At 68.0% G+C, this 17,968-nt stretch carries 14 protein-coding genes; 6 read left to right on the top strand and 8 right to left on the bottom strand.

Translation table 11 applies throughout. From position 1 onward, the window contains the following. Positions 1-121: 121 nt before the first annotated feature. From IEX88_RS25215 to IEX88_RS25205, 3 genes are all read right to left on the bottom strand, one after another. The gene (locus IEX88_RS25215; protein ID WP_188855246.1) at positions 122-886 is read right to left on the bottom strand and encodes a tellurite resistance TerB family protein; all 765 of its coding nucleotides are present in this window, start codon (positions 884-886) and stop codon (positions 122-124) included. 121 nt (positions 887-1,007) lie between these two features. After that, positions 1,008-1,790: a tellurite resistance TerB family protein gene (locus IEX88_RS25210; RefSeq protein WP_188855245.1), complete on the bottom strand. Its 783-nt coding sequence runs from the start codon at positions 1,788-1,790 to the stop codon at positions 1,008-1,010. Positions 1,791-1,852: 62 nt separating this feature from the next. Beyond that, the gene (locus tag IEX88_RS25205) at positions 1,853-2,518 is read right to left on the bottom strand and encodes a septation protein A (RefSeq protein ID WP_188855244.1); all 666 of its coding nucleotides are present in this window, start codon (positions 2,516-2,518) and stop codon (positions 1,853-1,855) included. A 128-nt stretch (positions 2,519-2,646) separates the two neighbouring features. Here IEX88_RS25205 and IEX88_RS25200 point away from each other — a divergent pair, with 128 nt between their 5' ends. Further along, positions 2,647-2,835 carry a type II toxin-antitoxin system HicA family toxin gene (locus IEX88_RS25200; RefSeq protein WP_188855243.1) on the top strand — a complete coding sequence of 63 codons (189 nt, stop codon included), beginning with the start codon at positions 2,647-2,649 and terminating at the stop codon, positions 2,833-2,835. A 5-nt stretch (positions 2,836-2,840) separates the two neighbouring features. Then, positions 2,841-3,257, top strand: a complete 417-nt coding sequence (locus IEX88_RS25195) for a type II toxin-antitoxin system HicB family antitoxin (RefSeq protein WP_188855242.1) — start codon at positions 2,841-2,843, stop codon at positions 3,255-3,257. Between the two features lie 18 nt (positions 3,258-3,275). Here IEX88_RS25195 and ftsY read toward each other — a convergent pair whose 3' ends face one another. The 3 genes from ftsY to dapF all read right to left on the bottom strand — a co-directional run bounded on the left by ftsY (position 3,276) and on the right by dapF (position 7,305). Further along, entirely contained in the window at positions 3,276-5,000 is a 1,725-nt protein-coding gene (ftsY, locus tag IEX88_RS25190; RefSeq protein ID WP_188855241.1) for a signal recognition particle-docking protein FtsY, read from the bottom strand. Between the two features lie 87 nt (positions 5,001-5,087). Then, the gene (gene mtaB / locus IEX88_RS25185; protein ID WP_188855240.1) at positions 5,088-6,368 is read right to left on the bottom strand and encodes a tRNA (N(6)-L-threonylcarbamoyladenosine(37)-C(2))-methylthiotransferase MtaB; all 1,281 of its coding nucleotides are present in this window, start codon (positions 6,366-6,368) and stop codon (positions 5,088-5,090) included. A gap of 43 nt (positions 6,369-6,411) precedes the next feature. Beyond that, positions 6,412-7,305 carry a diaminopimelate epimerase gene (gene dapF / locus IEX88_RS25180; protein WP_188855239.1) on the bottom strand — a complete coding sequence of 298 codons (894 nt, stop codon included), beginning with the start codon at positions 7,303-7,305 and terminating at the stop codon, positions 6,412-6,414. 521 nt (positions 7,306-7,826) lie between these two features. On the opposite strand from dapF, the gene IEX88_RS25175 reads away from it, so the two are divergent. Both IEX88_RS25175 and IEX88_RS25170 read left to right on the top strand, forming a co-directional pair. Continuing rightward, positions 7,827-9,758 carry a methyl-accepting chemotaxis protein gene (locus tag IEX88_RS25175; RefSeq protein WP_188855238.1) on the top strand — a complete coding sequence of 644 codons (1,932 nt, stop codon included), beginning with the start codon at positions 7,827-7,829 and terminating at the stop codon, positions 9,756-9,758. 289 nt (positions 9,759-10,047) lie between these two features. Further along, positions 10,048-11,982 carry a methyl-accepting chemotaxis protein gene (locus IEX88_RS25170; protein WP_244640495.1) on the top strand — a complete coding sequence of 645 codons (1,935 nt, stop codon included), beginning with the start codon at positions 10,048-10,050 and terminating at the stop codon, positions 11,980-11,982. 126 nt (positions 11,983-12,108) lie between these two features. On the opposite strand, the gene IEX88_RS25165 is transcribed toward IEX88_RS25170, so the two are convergent. Together IEX88_RS25165 and IEX88_RS25160 are read right to left on the bottom strand one after the other, a co-directional pair. Then, positions 12,109-13,197 carry an endonuclease/exonuclease/phosphatase family protein gene (locus IEX88_RS25165; RefSeq protein WP_188855237.1) on the bottom strand — a complete coding sequence of 363 codons (1,089 nt, stop codon included), beginning with the start codon at positions 13,195-13,197 and terminating at the stop codon, positions 12,109-12,111. 105 nt (positions 13,198-13,302) lie between these two features. Continuing rightward, complete coding sequence (locus IEX88_RS25160) at positions 13,303-14,382, bottom strand: MBL fold metallo-hydrolase (protein ID WP_244640494.1); 1,080 nt, start codon at positions 14,380-14,382, stop codon at positions 13,303-13,305. A gap of 409 nt (positions 14,383-14,791) precedes the next feature. Between IEX88_RS25160 and ffh the strand changes: the two genes are divergently transcribed. Next, a complete protein-coding gene (ffh, locus tag IEX88_RS25155; RefSeq protein ID WP_188855236.1) occupies positions 14,792-16,363 on the top strand; it encodes a signal recognition particle protein in 1,572 nt (523 codons plus the stop codon). Between the two features lie 59 nt (positions 16,364-16,422). After that, positions 16,423-16,887 (top strand): 30S ribosomal protein S16, encoded by a 465-nt coding sequence (gene rpsP / locus IEX88_RS25150; protein WP_188855235.1) that lies wholly within the window; start codon positions 16,423-16,425, stop codon positions 16,885-16,887. The last annotated feature ends 1,081 nt before the right edge of the window (positions 16,888-17,968 follow it).

The raw sequence follows: 17,968 nt of genomic DNA, 5'->3' as shown, positions 1-17,968 counted from the left end.
CCCGCCAAGGTCGGGCCCATGCCGCCGCAGCCGAGAAGGTCCCGGCTGAACTCCGGATCCTCGGCGGCCCGCGCGGCATGGGCGGCGCGCGCATACCCATCTCGTGCGAACTTTGGCGGTTTTAGGCGGCCAAAGCGTCGGCGCTGCGCCGCACCTCCGCCGTCAGCGCGGCAGGCAGCTGCAGACGCGCCGCCAGCATGTCGAGATAGGCCCGCTCCGCCGGGTGGTCCGGGTCGATGGCGAGGACCGAGGCGGTATAGACCTCGATCGCCGCTTCCGGCGTCTTGGCGGCCTCGACGAGGTCGTCGATCGACATCGGCCGGCGCATCTCGTCGATGACGAACCCCTTGGCCTCGGCGTCGAGCCCGAGATCGTCGATGCGGCCGAAGATCGCCTCCTGCTCGCCGGCGTCGATATAGCCGTCGGCCTTGGCCGCGGCGATCATCGCCGAGAGCATCAGGCGCGCGCGGTCGGACTCCTGGCCGCCCGGCAGAAAGGCTGTGCCGGCCGGCTCCGGCAGTTCGCCGGCCGTGCTCGGCGCCGGCAGTGCCGGCAAGGGCGCCGCGCCGGGCAGGGCGGTGGCGCCCTGGCTCGCCTGATAGTTCTGGTAGGCCTTGTAGGCGAGGCCGGCGACGAGCGCGGCGCCGCCGAGCTTCAGCGCCGTGCCACCCATCTTGCCGACGCCCTTGCCGCGGAAGAGCTGCGAGGCCAGTCCGCCGGCGAGACCGCCCGACAGCGCAGAGCTGCCATGGGTGCGGATCAGGTTGCCGACCGTATCCTGCAAGGAGCCGCCTTGCGGCCGTCCCTGTCCGAAGGGCGATTGGCCGCCGCCGAGCGGCGACTGGGTGCCGAGGAACTGGCCGAGAAGCTTCTGTACGTCGAGCATGGTTGTCCTTGCCGTTGATGTCACTGCAAGGGATATCGAAACGCCGATGCTCCGGCGCAATGCGGCGGCGACGTCTTTCTGGCGCCTTTCGAGGCCGATCGCGGGAAAACCGTGCGGGGCCTCAGCCTTGCGCTGCCGCCGCCCGCCGCACCTCGGCCGTCAGGGCGGCGGGAAGCCCGAGGCGGATGGCCAACCGGGCGAGATAGGCCTGCTCGGCCGGATGGTCGGGATCGATGGCCAAGACCGAGGCGGTGTAGATCTGCAGCGCCGCCTCCGGCGTCGTCGCGCCGGCGACGAGCTCGTCGATGGTCTGCGGCTTCTGCATTTCCCGGCGCACGAACTGCCGCTCTTCGGGATCCAGATCGAGGCTCTCGAGCCGGCCGAGGATCTCCTTCTCCTCGCCGGCGTCGATATAGCCGTCGGCCTTGACCGCCGCGATCATCGCCGAGAGCAGGAGACAGGCCCAGGCGTCGTCCGTGCTGTCCGGGCTGTGCACGCTGAACTGCCCTGCCGGCGCGGCGAAGGGTGCGGGCCCGGCAGCCCGCGACGGCTCGGCCGGGCTTGCCTTGGGGGCCAGGCCCGCAGAGTCCGCGCCCTCGGCGGACGGGCGCGACCCCTCCGGCGTGCTTAGGTAGTTCTGGTAGGCGGTGTAGGCGAAGCTGGCGATCAGGGCGACGCCCCCGGTCTGCAGCGCGGCTGTGCCGGCGCTGCCGAGATTGCGGCCGCGAAAGAGACGCGATGCCAGCCCACCCGCCAGGCCGCCGGCCAGCGCCGCCGCCGCGGGATTGCGCAGGAACGCGTCCAGCGACGCCTCGATCGAAGCGGCGGGCGCGCCATCGTCCGGAGTTGTGCCTGGGGCGGCGGCGCCAAGGAACTGGCCGAGAAGCTTCTGGACGTCGAACATGGATCGGCCTGCTGGCGGAAGGGAAAGCACGGTCGCGGCGATGGGCGTCCGACGAAGGTCTGTTACTTCTTGGGTTCGGTGTCGCCGAACAGCGACTCCGTCGCATGGCGCTGCAGCAGCGGGATCTGGCACAGCATGAAGACCATGGTGATCGGCATCGTCGCCCAGACCTTGAAGCCGGCCCAGAAATCGGTCGAGAAATTGCGCCAGACGATCTCATTCACCGCGGCCATCACCAGGAAGAACAGGCCCCAGCGCATGGTCAGCTTGCGCCAGCCGGCATCGTCGAGCTTGAAGGCCTGGTTGAAGACGTAGCCGAGCAGCGAGCGGCCGAACAGCAGGCCCCCCAGCAGGATGGCGCCGAACAGCGCGTTGACGATGGTCGGCTTCATCTTGATGAAGGTCTCGTTCTGCAGCCAGATCGTCAGCGTGCCGAAGACGATGACGAAGAAGCCGGAGACCAGCGGCATCACCGGCAGCGTGCGCGTCAGCGCCCAGGATACCGACAGCGCCACGACGGTCGCCACCATGAAGAGGCCGGTCGCGATGAACAGCGGCCCGCCCAGTTCGGCGAGCGCTGGAAAGCGCTCCGCCAGCCAGGGCCCGCGCGAATTGGCGAAGAAGAACACCACCAGCGGCCCGAGCTCCAGCGCGAACTTCAGCATCGGGTTGATCTTGTTTTCCTCGGGGGCGTTGGGCCCGCCCTCGATCAGATGGTGTTCGGCCATGGTGTTTCCTTTCGCCGCTGCGCTAGCGGCCGAAGTCGACGGATATGGGGCAATACCCCCGCGGGCCGGGAATTGCGAGCGTGTGTAGCGATGTGTATAAACAACCGATATCAGCGATGGGATGGCTCGTGGACAGTCGCATCATCCTGTCGAAGCTTCTCACCGACGGCTGGGTCGAGGTTGCCCGGGCCGGTAGTCATCTGCAGATGAAGCATCCCGCCAAGCCCGGGCGGGTGACGCTGCCCCATCCCCGGAGGGACATCCCGATCGGAACGGTGAAGAGCATCGAGAAGCAGTCGGGGCTGAAGCTGAAGTGAGATCCATGCCGAACTACATCGCCATTATCCATAAGGATACCGACAGCGAATTCGGCGTGTCCTTTCCGGACTTTCCCGGCTGCATTTCGGCGGGCCGCGACCTCGACGACGCGCGGGCCATGGCCGGGGAGGCGCTGGCGCTGCACCTGGCCGGGATGGAGGCGGACGGCGATCCCATCCCGGAGCCGTCCTCGCTGGAAGCGGTAATGGCAGATCCCGACAACCGCGATGGCGTTGCGATCCTCGTCGCCGTACCGGAACGAACCCGAAAGACCGTTCGGGTCAACGTTACCTTCCCCGTGGACGCGCTTCGGGCGATCGACAGGGCTGCCGAGCAGCGCGGGCTGACGCGATCCGGTTTCCTCCTGGAATCGGCGAGATCGGCCATCGGTCAGAAGGGTATCAAGCGGTCTGCCGGATGAGGACGCAAGCCCGATCCTTCACGCCGTCTGGCCGGCGATCGCCATGGCAAACTCGCGCGCCTTGAACGGCTCGAGGTCGTCGATGCCCTCGCCGACGCCGATGAAGTAGACGGGCAGGCGGTATTTCGCGGCGATGGCGACGAGAATGCCGCCGCGCGCGGTGCCGTCGAGCTTGGTCATCACCAGACCGTTGACGCCGGCGACGTTGCGAAAGATCTCGACCTGGGAGAGGGCGTTCTGGCCGGTCGTGGCGTCCAGCGTCTGCAGCACCGTATGCGGCGCGTCCGGCTCGCGCCGCTGCAGCACGCGGACGATCTTCTCCAGCTCGGCCATCAGCTCGGTGCGGTTCTGCAGCCGGCCGGCGGTGTCGATGATGAGGACGTCGGAGCCGTTGGCCACGGCCGCGTCATAGGCCTCGAAGGCCAGGCCCGCGGCGTCCGCGCCGATCGCTTTGGCGATCACTTCCGAGCCCGTGCGTTCGCCCCAGATCTTCAGCTGTTCCACGGCCGCGGCACGAAACGTGTCGCCGGCGCAAAGCGTGACCTTCAGGCCGCCGCGCGTCAGCTTGGCCGCGAGCTTGCCGATGGTGGTGGTCTTGCCGGTGCCGTTGACGCCGACGACGAGGATGACGTGCGGCTTCTTCTCCAGGTCGAGCTCCAAGGGCACAGCGACGGGGCGGAGCGTCGCCTCGACCTCGTCGGCGAGGATGGCGCGCACCTCGCTGCCCGTGATCTCCTTGCCGAACCGGCCTTCCGACAGGCGGTCGGTGATGCGCAGGGCCGTCTCGACGCCGAGGTCCGCCTGGATCAGCACGTCCTCGAATTCCTGCAGCGTCGCCTCGTCGAGCCGGCGCTTGGTGAAGAGAGCGGTGATCTGGCCGGAAAGCTGGCCGGACGAGCGCGCCAGCCCTTCGCGCAGCCGCTCCAGCCAGGGTTTTGGCGCGGCCGGCGCGGCGGGAGCGGGGGCGGCGACCTGGCGCAGGCGCCAGCCGGCGTCGGCGCTGCTGGGGGCGGCCGAGGCCGTGGCGGCGGCGATGCCGGCGGCGGCGACCGAGGCGACTGCGTCGGATGGCGAGCCTGCCTCGTCGGCGGGCTCGTCGTCGACGGGCGCCTCGAGCCAGGAGAAATCGGCCGGCTCTTCTGGCAGGGGGGCTTCCGGATCGAGGAAGGAGAAGTCCGGCTCGTCCTCGGCTTCTGCCACGGCGTCGCCGGACAGCGTCGCCGGCAGGGGCAGGCTGTCTTCCCCCGGCACTTCGTGCAGAACCGGCGCCGGCGACCCGTCGGATGCGGTCTCGACAGGAACCGTCCGTTCCGGGACGTCTTCCACGGGCCCATCGGCCTCGAGCCAGGAAAAGTCGGTCTCCGGCTCGGGCGCGTCGGGATCGAGCCATTCGGGCGTGTCCGCGACGACCAGCGCGGGCTCCGGCAGCTCCGCCGGCTCCGGCAGGTCCTCGGCCCCTGGGGCCAAGGCGTGTTCGGCCGCCGTGTGGTCGGCGTGCGATGCGCGCTCGTCCATCGGCGCCACCGGCGCGGCGGCAGGATCGGCGGCGACCGGAAGGGCCGGTACTGTCGCCGCGGATTCCCCGGCAGTCGCGCCAACGTCGGGCGCCGGCCGTTCAACAGCCGGCGCCTCGGCCGTTGGCAGGAGCGTCTCGGACGGAAGCATCTCCGCGGGCGCCGGGCTCGTGTCCTCGGCCGCGCCGAAGGAGAAGACGCGCCGGAAGAAGCCTTTTTTCTCAGACATGGACGAAGGTTTCCTGTTCCGCGGCGTTGATGGGGCCCTGCATTGCAGGCGAACGCACCAGCGTCCACCCCCGTTGCGCCGGTTGGCTCACGCTGCTTGCGCCGCGATGGGGCGTGTGGTGAGCCGCGTGCCGTCGTGTCCGGTGATGATAGTGCGCACCAGCGTGCCGGGCAGGCCCGTGTCGATATGGCAGGGCGTGAAGTCGGCGAGGCGCCCGCGCTGGCCACGCTCGACCAGCACTTCCTCGGTCGTGCCGAGCTTGGCGCCGAGATGCCGGGCGAGCGCCGCCGCGCCCTTTTCCCGCAGCCGCGCGGCCCGCTCCGCCACCACCGTCGGCGGCAGAAGCGGCATGCGCGCCGCCGGCGTGCCGTCGCGCGGCGAGAAGGGAAAGACGTGGAGGAAGCTGAGGCCGCAATCCTCGACCAGCGCCAGCGAGTTCTCGAACATCGCCTCGGTCTCGGTCGGAAAACCGGCGATGATGTCGGCGCCGAAGGCAATGTCGGGCCGCGCCGCGCGGATCGACGCGCAGAAGTCGGTGGCGTCCTGGCGACTGTGGCGGCGCTTCATGCGCTTCAAGATCATGTCGTCGCCGGCCTGCAGCGAGAGGTGGAGATAGGGCATCAGTCGGCGTTCCCCGCCGATCGCCTCGACCAGCGCGTCGTCCGCCTCGACGCTGTCGATCGAGGAGAGGCGCAGGCGCGGCAGGTCCGGCACATGGCGCAGGATCGCCTGGACGAGGGTGCCGAGTTTCGGCGTGCCCGGTAGGTCGGCGCCGTAGCCGGTCAGGTCGACGCCGGACAGAACGATCTCGGCGGCGCCATTGCCGACGAGGCGCCTGACCTGCTCCACCACGGCGCCCATCGGCACCGAGCGCGAGGGGCCGCGGCCATAGGGGATGATGCAGAAGGTGCAGCGGTGGTCGCAGCCGTTCTGCACCTCGACGATCGCCCGCGCGCGTCCCTCGATCGCCTCGACCATGTGCGGCGCGGTCTCGGTGACGCTCATGATGTCGTCGACGCGGATCTTTTCGCTCGCCGACACGCCGAAATCGGGCAGGGCGCGGTAGCTCTTCGCCACCAGCTTTTCCGCATTGCCGAGAACGGCGTCGACTTCGGGCATGGCGGCGAAGGCGGCGGGATCGATTTGCGCGGCGCAGCCGGTGACGAGGATCTGCGCGTCCGGATGGTCGCGGCGGGCGCGGCGCACCGCCTTCTTCGCCTGGCGCACGGCCTCGGCGGTGACCGCGCAGGTGTTCACCAGAATAGCGTCGCGGCCGGTCCCGAGACCGGCTTCCGTCGCCGCCTGGCGCATCACCTCGCCCTCGAAGGTGTTGAGGCGGCAGCCGAAGGAAAGAATGTCGAGGCTCATACGGGGATCACGCGGGCGTCGAAGGATCTGAAGAGGCGGGCGGTCACGCCGCGACCGCGTCCCGCTCGAAGGCGCCGGTCGCGGGATCGAGCCGGCCGGACCACTCCCATTCGGCGGGGCCGGTCATCACGACGCGGTCGTCGTCGCGCCAGTCGATCAGGAGATCGCCGCCCGGCACGGTCACCGTCACCCTGCGGCCGGTCCGCCGCGTGCGGGCGCCGGAAACAGCGGCGGCGCAGGCGGCCGAGCCGCAGGCGCGCGTCAGCCCGACGCCGCGCTCCCAGGTGCGGATGGTCATCGCATCGTCCGCCGTCACCTCAGCGATGGAGATGTTGGCGCGCTCGGGAAACAGCGGGTGGTTCTCGAGGATCGGGCCGAAACGCTCCAGCTCGTAGGACCCGACGTCGCGCGTCACCCAGAAGATCGCGTGCGGATTTCCCATCGAGGCGACGGAGGGCGAGTGCAGCACGGGCGCGTCGATCGGCCCGATCTGCAGCTCGATCGCCCGCGTATCGTGAAACGGCTCGGAGAGCGGGATGTCCTGCCAGCCGAACTTGGGTCTGCCCATGTCGACGGAAATCGTGCCGTCCTCATGCTCTTCCGCAAACAGGATGCCGGCCCGCGTCTCGAAGGTGAAGCTTCTGCGGCCGAGTTCGGCGGCGAGCGCCTGCACGACGCAGCGCATGCCGTTGCCGCAGGCCCCGGCCTCGGTACCGTCGGCATTGACGATGCGCACCAGCGCGTCGGTGTCGGGGGTGACCGGGTCGTGGATCGCCATGATCTGGTCGAAGCGGGTTTCCGCCCGGCCGGCCAGAGCGATCGCGGCCGCCGGCAGGATGCGATCGTCGCGGCCGCGCAGGTCCGCGACGAGGATCTCGTTGCCGAGCCCGTTCATGCGGGCGAAGGGGACGGTCGAGGCGACGGCGTGCGGGGTCATCGGGTTTATATGGCCGACAATGCCCCAAGTTTCCACCCCGGCCGATGTCGCAACTCGCCATCGTCTGTCGTGCCGAGGCCACGCCATCCCGGCCCCTTCCACCTCTTCCCGCATGTGTCGGGCAATCCAGCGGTTCGTCGCCCGTCGGCGATCCCGCTCCGATCGAGGGGTGGGCTCGACCGTGCCGTCATTCCCGTCGCCGCGAACTCCTTGCAGCGGGTGACGGATGAGATGCTAAGTAAGCAGATCATTATGTTCTCCATAACATCCCGACCAACGCTCACGAGGCTGCCGTCTTCTCTCTTTTGGGCTTTCAAGCAAAATTAGGAACTCGGAATTATAAATGAATAGAAATAGTAATTCTGAAAACGTACTGGTTTCTTATTATATTTAGAGATTTCTTTATTTCAGGTGACTTCGGCTCGCTGCTTTCGATGCGCTTCATCCACCAAACTGGCATTCGACCTCCGGCCGGATGCCACCCAATCCCATTCGTCCAAAACAGGATCTAGGATCGTCACATGTCGCAGGCCGGCCTCACCATCGCCAAGAAGACGTCGCTCGCTCTCTCCTCCCTTGCCGTGCTGGTCGCCGGCATCGGGGGTTTCACCTACTGGCAGAACGCCAAGACGGGCGACGCCATGAAGTGGAACAATCACACCTATCAGGTCCTGGAAAAGATCGACGACGTCCGGATCGACCTCGTCAACCAGGAGGCCGCGGTCCGCGGCTATCTGCTGACGGAGGACAAGGCTTTCCTGCCCCGCTATCACGCGAACCAGAAAGCCGGGGACGACGCGCTTCTGGCGATCAAGACGTTGACCTCGGACAACGCCGCGCAACAGCAGCGCGTGGCCGAGCTCCAGGCCACGGTCGAGAGCTGGCACAGCGAGGTGACCGACAAGCAGATCAAGCTGATGGACGAGCCAATGGGCGTCGAGCGCGCCGAGGCGATCGAAACGGCGCGGACCGGCAAGCCCATGCTGGACAGGATGGGCACGCTGCTCCAGGCCATGCGCGACGACGAGGCCGCCCTTCTGGTCGTGCGGAGCGCGGTCGCCAATTCCGCAATGAGCATGTCATCGCTGGCCTCGATCCTCGGCGGCCTGCTCTCCGCCCTCGCAGCGGCGGGAATCGCGGTGTTCATCGCGCGCTCGATCGCCTCGCCGATCCGGGCCATGACGGATGCCATGAAGCGCCTCGCCGACGGCGACAACACGGTGGCGGTGCCTTCGGCGGCTCGCCGCGATGAAATCGGCGCCATGTCCGCGGCGGTCCAGGTGTTCAAGGACGCCGCCATCGCCAAAGAGCGGCTGGAGGCGGATGCCAAGGCTTCGCAGCAAGCGCAGGAGAGCCAGCGCGCCCGGCAGACGGCGCTGGACAATTCCAAGGCGGAGGATCTGCGCAATTTCGTCCATGCGGTTGAGGATGGGTTCAACGGCCTGTCGGACGGCGACCTGACGGTGCGGATGGATCAGGTGGTGGCACCGGAGTTCGAACCGATCCGCGCCAAGTTCAATGAAAGCGTCGGCAAGCTGGAACAGGCGATCGGCAGCGTCGTCACGGGCGTCGCGACGATCCGCACGGGCCTTGCCGAGATCACAGTGGCCTCCAACGACCTCGCCCAGCGCACCGAGCAGCAGGCGGCGAGCCTCGAGGAGACGGTCGCAGCGCTGAGCCAGGTCGCCACCGGCGTCAATCAGACTGCCGAAGGCGCGGCACAGGCGCAGGGCACGGCGATGACGGCGCGCAAGAACGCCGAAAAGGGCGGCGAGATCGTCGCCCGGGCCGTCGCCGCCATGGCCGAGATCGAGCATTCCTCGGAAGAGATCGGCAAGATCATCGGCGTCATCGACGAGATCGCCTTCCAGACCAACCTCCTGGCCCTCAATGCCGGCGTCGAGGCGGCGCGGGCCGGCGAGGCGGGGCGCGGTTTCGCGGTGGTCGCCCAGGAAGTGCGCGGGCTCGCCCAGCGTTCGGCGGAAGCGGCCAAGGAGATCAAGAACCTGATCTCGACCTCGTCGAAACATGTCGGCGAGGGCGTCGAACTGGTCACGGCCTCGGGCAAGTCGCTGGAGGAGATCGTCGTCCAGGTTACCGAGATGACCGACGTCGTCACCGAGATCGCCCGCAGCGCCAAGGAGCAGGCCGTCGGCCTGCGCGAGGTCTCCGCCGCCGCCGACCAGATGGACAAGGTCACGCAGCAGAACGCCGCCATGGTCGAGGAGGCCACCGCCGCCGCGCAGACGCTGTCGGACGAGACGGACACGCTGGCCGGCATGGTCGCCAATTTCCGCACCCATGCCACGACCGTGCGCACCGCTTCCGCCCCGCGTGCCAAGACCCGGCCGCAGGCGACGGCGGCGCCGCAGCGTCGCGGGGCAGTGGTGCAGATGCGCAGCGCCAGCCAGGCCGCGCCGCAGGCGGCCGACGCCGGCTGGGAGGAGTTCTGAACGCCAGGAACGCTCGCGTCAGCCGAATACGGCTGGCCCTGCGACGACAAGGGGATCGCCGGTGGCGGTCCCTTTGTCGTTCAGGCCCTGCGGCATGGCTCTGCTCGTCTGGTCATAAAAGGCGGGGGTTTTCGGTCAATCCAAACTTAAGAAGATCTCACCACACTGTCCTGGAGAATTGCATGGAAGCGCGAGGAGAGAGGTCGTTGCTTCTGGTTTGTTTGCAGTGTTGAATATACTCAACCCGATATTGTATCGAGGATGAGTCGACCATAGGCCTGGAGCGACGATGAGCATTCTGAAGAACGCAAAGATCTCGACCAAGATCATGAGCATGGTGCTTGCCATCAGCGCGGTCGGCGTCGCCCTCAGCGCCTATTCGGCCTGGACGATGTCCTCGATCAATCATCGGTACTCCGAGATCATCAATGTCCGTGCGCCAGCAGTGGTCCAACTCGTGCGCGCCCGCACAGCGCTGGTCGAGTCAGCCTACGACTCCTACAAGATCCTGAGTTACGACGGCTCCTCCTCGGTAGCGAGAGCATCCGCCGACGACTGGAAAGCCCAGATCGACAAGACCGAGGCCAGACTGCAGGAGGCCAAGGCCGTTCTTCCGGATGCGGCGGCGTCGATCGACGAACTTGCCGGGATCGTGCAACTTATCCGTTCCAAGGGAACGCTCGCCATCCAGCGTGGTTTGGCAAACGATAACGAGAGCGCGCGCACCATGCTTGCCGCAATCGACCCGCTCGTCGCCGATTTTGCCGAAAAGAGCAGGGTCATGAACGATAGACTGCTCGCGCAAGGAGACGCGGCCTCGTTCGCGATGTCGGAGTCGGTCGCCTTTTCCAGTACGACGGCGGTCGCGCTGTCGCTTCTTTCTGCCGTTCTCGGCACGGTCGCTGCGCTGATGGTCTCCGCCAAGGGAATCACCGGGCCCCTTTCCCGGCTGCGTGACCGAATGGGCGAGCTGGCCGCGGGGCGGCTCGATGTCGAAATCGACGGACAGGACCGTCGCGACGAGGTTGGCGCCATGGCTTCGGCGGTCCAGGTGTTCAAGGACGCGGCGCTGCAGAACAAGCGTCTGGAAGAGGAGGCGGCCGAGGCGCGCAAGACCCAGAAACTGCAGGGCGACCGGCAGTCGGCGATCGAGAATGCCCGCGCCGAGGACCTGAAGCTCTTCGTCACCGCCGTCGAAATGGGCTTCAACGGCCTGGCCGAAGGCGACCTGACGGTGCGCATGAACCAGGCCGTCGCGGCGGAATTCGAGCCGATCCGGCAGAAGTTCAACGACAGCATCGAGACGCTGGAGTCGACGATCGGTGCCGTGGTCAACGGCGTCGCGACGATCCGCACCGGCCTTGCCGAGATCACGGTGGCCTCCAACGACCTCGCCCAGCGCACCGAGCAGCAGGCGGCGAGCCTCGAGGAGACGGTCGCAGCGCTGAGCCAGGTCGCCACCGGCGTCAACCAGACTGCCGAGGGCGCGGCACAGGCGCAGGGCACGGCGATGACGGCGCGCAAGAACGCCGAAAAGGGCGGCGAGATCGTCGCCCGGGCCGTCGCCGCCATGGCCGAGATCGAGCATTCCTCGGAAGAGATCGGCAAGATCATCGGCGTCATCGACGAGATCGCCTTCCAGACCAACCTCCTGGCGCTCAATGCCGGCGTCGAGGCGGCCAGGGCCGGCGAAGCCGGCCGCGGTTTCGCGGTGGTCGCCCAGGAAGTGCGCGGGCTCGCCCAGCGTTCGGCGGAAGCGGCCAAGGAGATCAAGAACCTGATCTCGACCTCGTCCAAACATGTCGGCGAAGGCGTCGAACTCGTCACCGCGTCGGGCAAGTCGCTGCAGGAGATCGTCGTCCAGGTCACCGAAATGACCGACGTCGTCACCGAGATCGCCCGCAGCGCCAAGGAACAGTCCGTCGGCCTGCGCGAGGTCTCCGCCGCGGCCGACCAGATGGACAAGGTCACGCAGCAGAACGCCGCCATGGTGGAAGAGGCCACCGCCGCCGCGCAGACGCTCTCGGACGAGACGGACACGCTGGCCGGCATGGTCGCGACCTTCCGGACCAGTGCCGGCACCGGACGCGTGCCGGCGGCCTCGAGACCGCGGCCGGCCACCCGCCCAGCCGCGCCCCGCGCCCCCGCCCGCCCCGTGGCGCAAATGCGCACCACGAACCCCGTCGCCCCGCAGGCCGATGCGGCCGGCTGGGAGGAGTTCTAGGCCCTTCGCTGACGCTTGCTTCCGACAGGCGGTCGTCCGGGCCGTCTCCGGGCCGGTAGTCCGGCGTCGATGATCAGACAAAGGCCCGGCGATGGGGACATCGCCGGGCCTTCGGCGTCGCCAGCCTCACGTCTCCCAGTCGGTGCCGATGGCCTCGCGGTCCAGCTTCTTGCCCTCGTCGACGATCTCGCGCTTCTCCTCCCGATCGCCCGAGTCTTCCTCGTCGGGCGTCGCCGCCCCGTCGGCGCTGCGCGTCAGAGCGAGGCGGAACAACATGGGAAAATGGTCCGAGCCGCCGGCCGGCAACCGCCGGATCTCGACCAGGGCGAAGCGGGGATCGTGGAAGAGGTGGTCCAGCGGCCAGCGCAGGAAGGGAAAGCGCGCGTCGAACGTGTTGTAGAAGCCGCGGCCGATGCGCGGATCGAGCAGGCCGGAGACGCGCTGGAACAGCCGCGTCGTATGCGACCAGGCGACGTCGTTGAGGTCGCCCGACACGATCGAGGGCAGGCTTTCCTTTGAAACAGCGTCGGCGACGAGGAGGAGTTCCGTATCGCGTCCGACGGAGTCGACCGAGGGCACCGGCGGCTCGGGATGGACCGCGTGCAGGCGAAAGCGCTGGCCGTCCCGCAAGGTCACCGTGACGGTGATCGAGGGAACCTCCTCCATCACCAGATGGTCGATCCGGATGTCGTCGAGGGCGAGGCGCGAAAACAGGATCATGCCATAGGCATTGTCCTCGGGCGCGGCGACGACGTGCGGCAAGGTCTCGCGCAGGGGCTCCAGCGCGTCGCACCAGGGCTGGTCGGTCTCCATGAAGACGGCGATGTCGGGATCGCCGTCCCGCGCCATGCGCAGCGTCGCGTCATAGTCGCGGTTCGACATCTTCACATTGCAGGAGAGGATGGTGACGCTCTCGTCGCCGACCTCGCCCGCCTTCTTCGCCTTGGACTGTTTTCGCCAGAGCGGCGTGAACGGAAGGATCGACAGCGCCTGGATGACGATCGTGACGAGGTTTGCCGCCGCCGTCACTTCCATCAGGCCCATCGGCCGGACGAAGACGACGACCAGCGGCAACAGCACCACCGCGACCGCGAAAATCTGCAGGCGCGGAAAGGAAAAGCTGCGGAAGAAACCGTGGGCGACGCGCACGAAAGACAGGAGCGTCGCCAGGAGGGCGAGGCCTGTCAGGGTGCAGAGCACGATCGTCCAGGTCATTGCCGTCTCCCGATAGGTCTTCGCCGAACCCGGCGAGGATGGCTGGAAGAGTCGGGCGCGGGAGGCGAAAGGCAAGGGGCATGATGGCGCCGTGACGATCGCCGGTCACGCGGGCGGGAGCGAGCCGTGATCCGTCGGGGCCGTCGCCTCGGCCGTCGGCGCGAGGAACGGCGGCAGGGATGCGTCGATCCGGTGCGGCAGGCAGTGGACGCGGCCGGGATGGGCCGGCAGGAAGCGCGACGGCGAGAGGTCCCAACGGGCAAGCGCCGCCTCAAGCCGCGTCACCGGATCCTCCAGCGCCTCGTCGGTCAGCTGAAAGGTGCCGAAATGGCTGCCGAGCGACATTTCCGCTTGCAGAAACCGGGCGGCCCGCACCGCCTCGTCCGGATCCTGGTGCTGCGGCCGCATGACGGAACGGGGCGCATAGGCGCCGATCGGCAGCACCGCCAGTTTTGGCGCGCCGTAGCGCGCCCGCGCGGCGCGATAATTCTCGCCGCCGTGAAAGCCGGAATCGCCGACGACGTAGACGAGGCCGGCCGGCGTCTCCACCGCGAACGAGGCCCAGAGCGTCATCCGCCGGTCGAGGGCACCGCGCGCCGACCAGTGATGCGTCGGGTCGAGCGTCACCGCGACCTCTCCCGACAGGCGCACCCGCTCGTGCCAGTCATGCGCCGAAACGTCGGCCTTCTTGCGAAAGCCCCGGATCAGCGCATCGCAGCCGAGCGGCGCGAGAAACCGCGGCCGGTGCCGGTCGAACAGGCGCTCCAGCGTCGGCCGGTCCATGTGGTCGTAGTGCGAATGCGAGACGCAGACGACGTGGATCTCGGGTAGGTCGTCGAAGGCGATGCCCGGCACGTTGTGGCGCTTCGGCCCGACCGGTGGCGCGCAGCGGTCCGACCAGACCGGATCGAAGAGGATGTTCAGTCCGCCGGTCTGCAGGAGAAAGCTCGCATGCCCGATCGCGACCATCCGCGCCGCGTCGCCGGTCACCGCGGCCGGCGGGACATCCGGTGCAAGCGGGCTGGGCGCCGCGACCGGCCATTTCAGCCTTTGGCCCGAGCGCTGCCACTCCCAGATCTGCCGTAGCGAGGCCGGCATCTCGCCGCCGGGATTGAAGAAGCGCTTGCCGTCGAAATGGTCGGAGACGGGGCCGGCATAGTAGGGATTGACGAAGGGTTTCAGCACAAGGCCTCGCGCAAGGGGACGGGTCCGCCGGGATATAGGGAGAGATCGTCGGCATGGCAGCCGTCGCCGGGTGAGCGGGGCCTGCTTCCGCGGCCCCGTGCCGGGGCTCGCGCTTCGCCAGGACTGGAGGTCGCCGGCCCCACGAGAGCGCTGGGGCCTTTTCTTGACCGTCACCCCCGATCCGTGCTTTACCCCCGTTGAAATCCGCGACAGTCCGTCCGCGAGCCGCCGACCGTGCCTCTCTTATGGAGCCGCACGGAGGTCACCATCCGCCAGCGAGTGTCGCCCGCGGATGACGCTTTGCTTTGGGCTACCGCGGCATGTTGCGGTTGCTGGTCCGTCACCACATTTCGCAAGGTGAAGAGGCGCCTTGGCGCAGATCTTTGCGGAAAGAGACGGAAGGGAAGACATGTTCGATTCGCTTCAGAACCGGCTCGGTTCGATCCTCAACGGCCTGACCGGGCGCGGTGCGCTCTCGGCCGACGACGTCTCCGCCGCCCTGCGCGAAGTGCGCCGGGCGCTGCTGGAGGCCGACGTCTCGCTCGAGGTCGTGCGCTCCTTCACCGACCGGGTGCGCACAAAAGCCGTCGGCGCGGAAATCCTGAAGTCGATCCGGCCGGGCCAGATGGTGGTCAAGCTCGTCCATGACGAGCTGGTCGCCACGCTCGGCTCGGACCATTCGCCGATCGATCTGAATGCCGCCGCGCCCGTGACCATCATGATGGTCGGCCTGCAGGGCTCGGGCAAGACGACGACCTCCGGCAAGCTCGCCAAGCGCCTGACCGAGAAGCAGCGCAAGAAGGTCCTGATGGCCTCGCTCGACACGCGCCGCCCGGCCGCGCAGGAGCAGTTGCGCATCCTCGGCGAGCAGACGGGCGTCGCGACGCTGCCGATCATCGCCGGCCAGGACCCGGTCGAGATCGCCGCGCGCGCCGCCCAGGCGGCGAAGCTCGGCGGCTACGACGTGCTGATCCTCGACACTGCGGGCCGCACCCATATCGACGAGCCCCTGATGGCCGAGATGGCCGAGATCAAGGCGCGCACCAAGCCGCACGAGATCCTGCTCGTCGCCGACAGCCTCACCGGCCAGGACGCGGTGAATCTCGCCCGCTCCTTCGACGAACGCGTCGGCATCACCGGCATCGTCCTCACCCGCATCGACGGCGACGGCCGCGGCGGTGCGGCGCTCTCCATGCGCGCCGTCACCGGCAAGCCGATCAAGCTGATCGGCACCGGCGAGAAGATGGACGCGCTGGAGGATTTCCATCCCTCCCGCATCGCCGACCGCATTCTCGGCATGGGCGACATCGTCTCCCTCGTCGAGCGGGCGGCGGAGAACATTGACGCGGAAAAGGCCGCGTCGATGGCCAAGAAGATGCAGTCCGGCAAGTTCGATCTGAACGATCTCGCCGACCAGATCGGCCAGATGCAGAAGATGGGCGGCATGGGCGGCATGATGGGCCTGATGCCCGGCATGGCGAAGATGAAGGACCAGGTCGCCGCCGCCGGGCTCGACGACAAGATGCTGAAGCGCCAGCTGGCGATCATCTCGTCGATGACCGCGGCCGAGCGCGGCAATCCCGACATCCTGAAGCATTCCCGCAAGAAGCGAATCGCCGCCGGTTCCGGCACCTCGTCGGCCGACATCAACAAGCTCCTGAAGATGCACCGCCAGATGGCCGACGTCATGAAGTCGATGACCAAGGGCAAGGGCGGCATGATGGGGCAGCTGATGGGCGGCCTCGGCGCCAAGCTCGGCCTCGGCGGCGGCGGCGGCATGGGCGGGATGGGCGGCATGCCCGACCTCTCCAAGATGGACCCCAAGCAGCTCGAGGCCATGGCCAAGATGGCACAGTCCGGCGGGATGCCCGGCGGCATGCCGGGCCTTCCCAAGGGCCTGCCCCCCGGCTTCGGCGGCGGCGGCGGCCTTCCGGGCCTTCCCGGCGCCGGCTTTCCCGGGTTTCCCGCCAAGAAGAAATAGGGGCCGGCGCGTCCGGCTCTTTCGACAGACAACACCCAAATCAATCAAGGAACGAAAACATGCCCCTGAAGATGCGTCTCGCCCGTGCCGGCTCCAAGAAGCGCCCCTATTACCACATCGTCGTCGCTGACGCCCGTAGCCCCCGCGACGGCCGCTTCGTCGAGACCATCGGTTCCTGGAACCCGATGCTCGCCAAGGACGCCGTCCGCGTCACGCTGAACGAGGAGCGGATCAAGTACTGGCTCGGCGAGGGCGCCCAGCCGACCGACCGCGTGCTCCGCTTCCTCGACCAGGCTGGCATCGCCAACCGTCCCGAGCGCAAGAACGAGACCAAGGGCCTGCCCGGCAAGAAGGCGCAGGAGCGCATCGCCGAGCGCGAGCAGAAGGTGATCGACGCCCGCGAGAAGGCCGAGGCTGATGAGGCTGCCGCCGTCGCCGCCGCTGCCGAGGCCGCGGAAGCGGCGGAAGCCGCCAAGAACGCCCCGGCCGAAGAGCCGGCGTCGGACGCGACCGAAGAAGCCTGAGCCGGCCAGGGCCATCCCCCGGGGATGGCCTTGCCCTTGCTGAAACGACGAACGGCGCCCCTCGGGGCGCCGATTTTCGTTCAGGGCATGGGAAAAGGACGAGAGAGGCGGCCGGGGCGATCCCGGCGTTAGGCAGTATCGGACTGAAAATGTCGGTCGCTGGGGGAGGGGCGCCGCGCCAGGAGGCCACGGCGGAATAGGCGTCTATGCGAGCGCCGCCTGACGGCTTAGCGAAACAGCGCCAAGATCGCCTGCCCGGCCGGGCTCGGCACGGGAAGCGGTGGTTTTGGCAAGGCGCGCGGGTACAGCACGATGACGTTGCTCATGACCCTTCCACCGATCTGGGGCTGACGCTCTTGATGACCGCACCTTCGTTGCGTGCAAGACCCTGGCTTTGCCAGAGTCTTTCTCTCCGTTTGGCACAGTAGATCGCGCGAAGTAAAAGATCTCTCTAGAGAGATGCTTAACGCCGAGGGCTTCCGACCGTGTTGTCATCAACCATGACTCGGAGAGGGCGGCGGATCGCGGTTTCGACTGGGCGAAAGACGAAAGTCAGGCGATCGAACGGGAAGAAGGTCCCGGCTGGGCGTTTCGGCCGGAGGGCCGCTTCGCCCAAGGCTGCGCTGACGGCGAAGAGGAGGGGGCAATGCCGCCGGCGGCCCGGAAGCGCACGGCCGCGCACCGGCAGCTGCCCCCGACGGGCTGGCAAGGGCACTCGGCCCCAGACGATGCCTGCCTCGCTTGCCGTCCGGATTGCGCCATGGGGTCGCGCTGCGCCGTCGGCGGGGAAGCAAACGGCCGGAGCCCGGCGAGGAGGAGCGGATTTACAGGTCGGCACGGCGGGCGGCGCCAGCCGGCGCGTTTCGCCAACCGCTTCTGCCATAGGGGCTGCGGCCTTGTGAACGGGGGATGACGGCCGGCCCGTCCAGGGGCGTCGGGGCTTGCGGCATTCGCGCCATTTCCGCCGGGCGTGATTTTTCTCGAAAAAGGTCGTTGACACTTTGGGATGGCGGGGCCTATAAACCGCCCATCGACGGAGACGGCGCCGCCGGCGAGCCAAACAGCTCGCACTGAGGTTAGC

This window comes from Aureimonas glaciei, assembly GCF_014643375.1.
GTDB lineage: Bacteria > Pseudomonadota > Alphaproteobacteria > Rhizobiales > Rhizobiaceae > Plantimonas > Plantimonas glaciei.
This window is presented reverse-complemented; position numbering and strand designations above follow the sequence as displayed.

Bases quoted from the DNA above. Each gene is read 5' to 3' on its own strand.
- IEX88_RS25215 (WP_188855246.1), bottom strand. From the start codon at position 886: ATGCTCGACGTACAGAAGCTTCTCGGCCAGTTCCTCGGCACCCAGTCG.
- IEX88_RS25210 (WP_188855245.1), bottom strand. From the start codon at position 1,790: ATGTTCGACGTCCAGAAGCTTCTCGGCCAGTTCCTTGGCGCCGCCGCC.
- IEX88_RS25205 (WP_188855244.1), bottom strand. From the start codon at position 2,518: ATGGCCGAACACCATCTGATCGAGGGCGGGCCCAACGCCCCCGAGGAA.
- IEX88_RS25195 (WP_188855242.1), top strand. From the start codon at position 2,841: ATGCCGAACTACATCGCCATTATCCATAAGGATACCGACAGCGAATTC.
- ftsY (WP_188855241.1), bottom strand. From the start codon at position 5,000: ATGTCTGAGAAAAAAGGCTTCTTCCGGCGCGTCTTCTCCTTCGGCGCG.
- mtaB (WP_188855240.1), bottom strand. From the start codon at position 6,368: ATGAGCCTCGACATTCTTTCCTTCGGCTGCCGCCTCAACACCTTCGAG.
- dapF (WP_188855239.1), bottom strand. From the start codon at position 7,305: ATGACCCCGCACGCCGTCGCCTCGACCGTCCCCTTCGCCCGCATGAAC.
- IEX88_RS25175 (WP_188855238.1), top strand. From the start codon at position 7,827: ATGTCGCAGGCCGGCCTCACCATCGCCAAGAAGACGTCGCTCGCTCTC.
- IEX88_RS25170 (WP_244640495.1), top strand. From the start codon at position 10,048: ATGAGCATTCTGAAGAACGCAAAGATCTCGACCAAGATCATGAGCATG.
- IEX88_RS25165 (WP_188855237.1), bottom strand. From the start codon at position 13,197: ATGACCTGGACGATCGTGCTCTGCACCCTGACAGGCCTCGCCCTCCTG.
- ffh (WP_188855236.1), top strand. From the start codon at position 14,792: ATGTTCGATTCGCTTCAGAACCGGCTCGGTTCGATCCTCAACGGCCTG.
- rpsP (WP_188855235.1), top strand. From the start codon at position 16,423: ATGCCCCTGAAGATGCGTCTCGCCCGTGCCGGCTCCAAGAAGCGCCCC.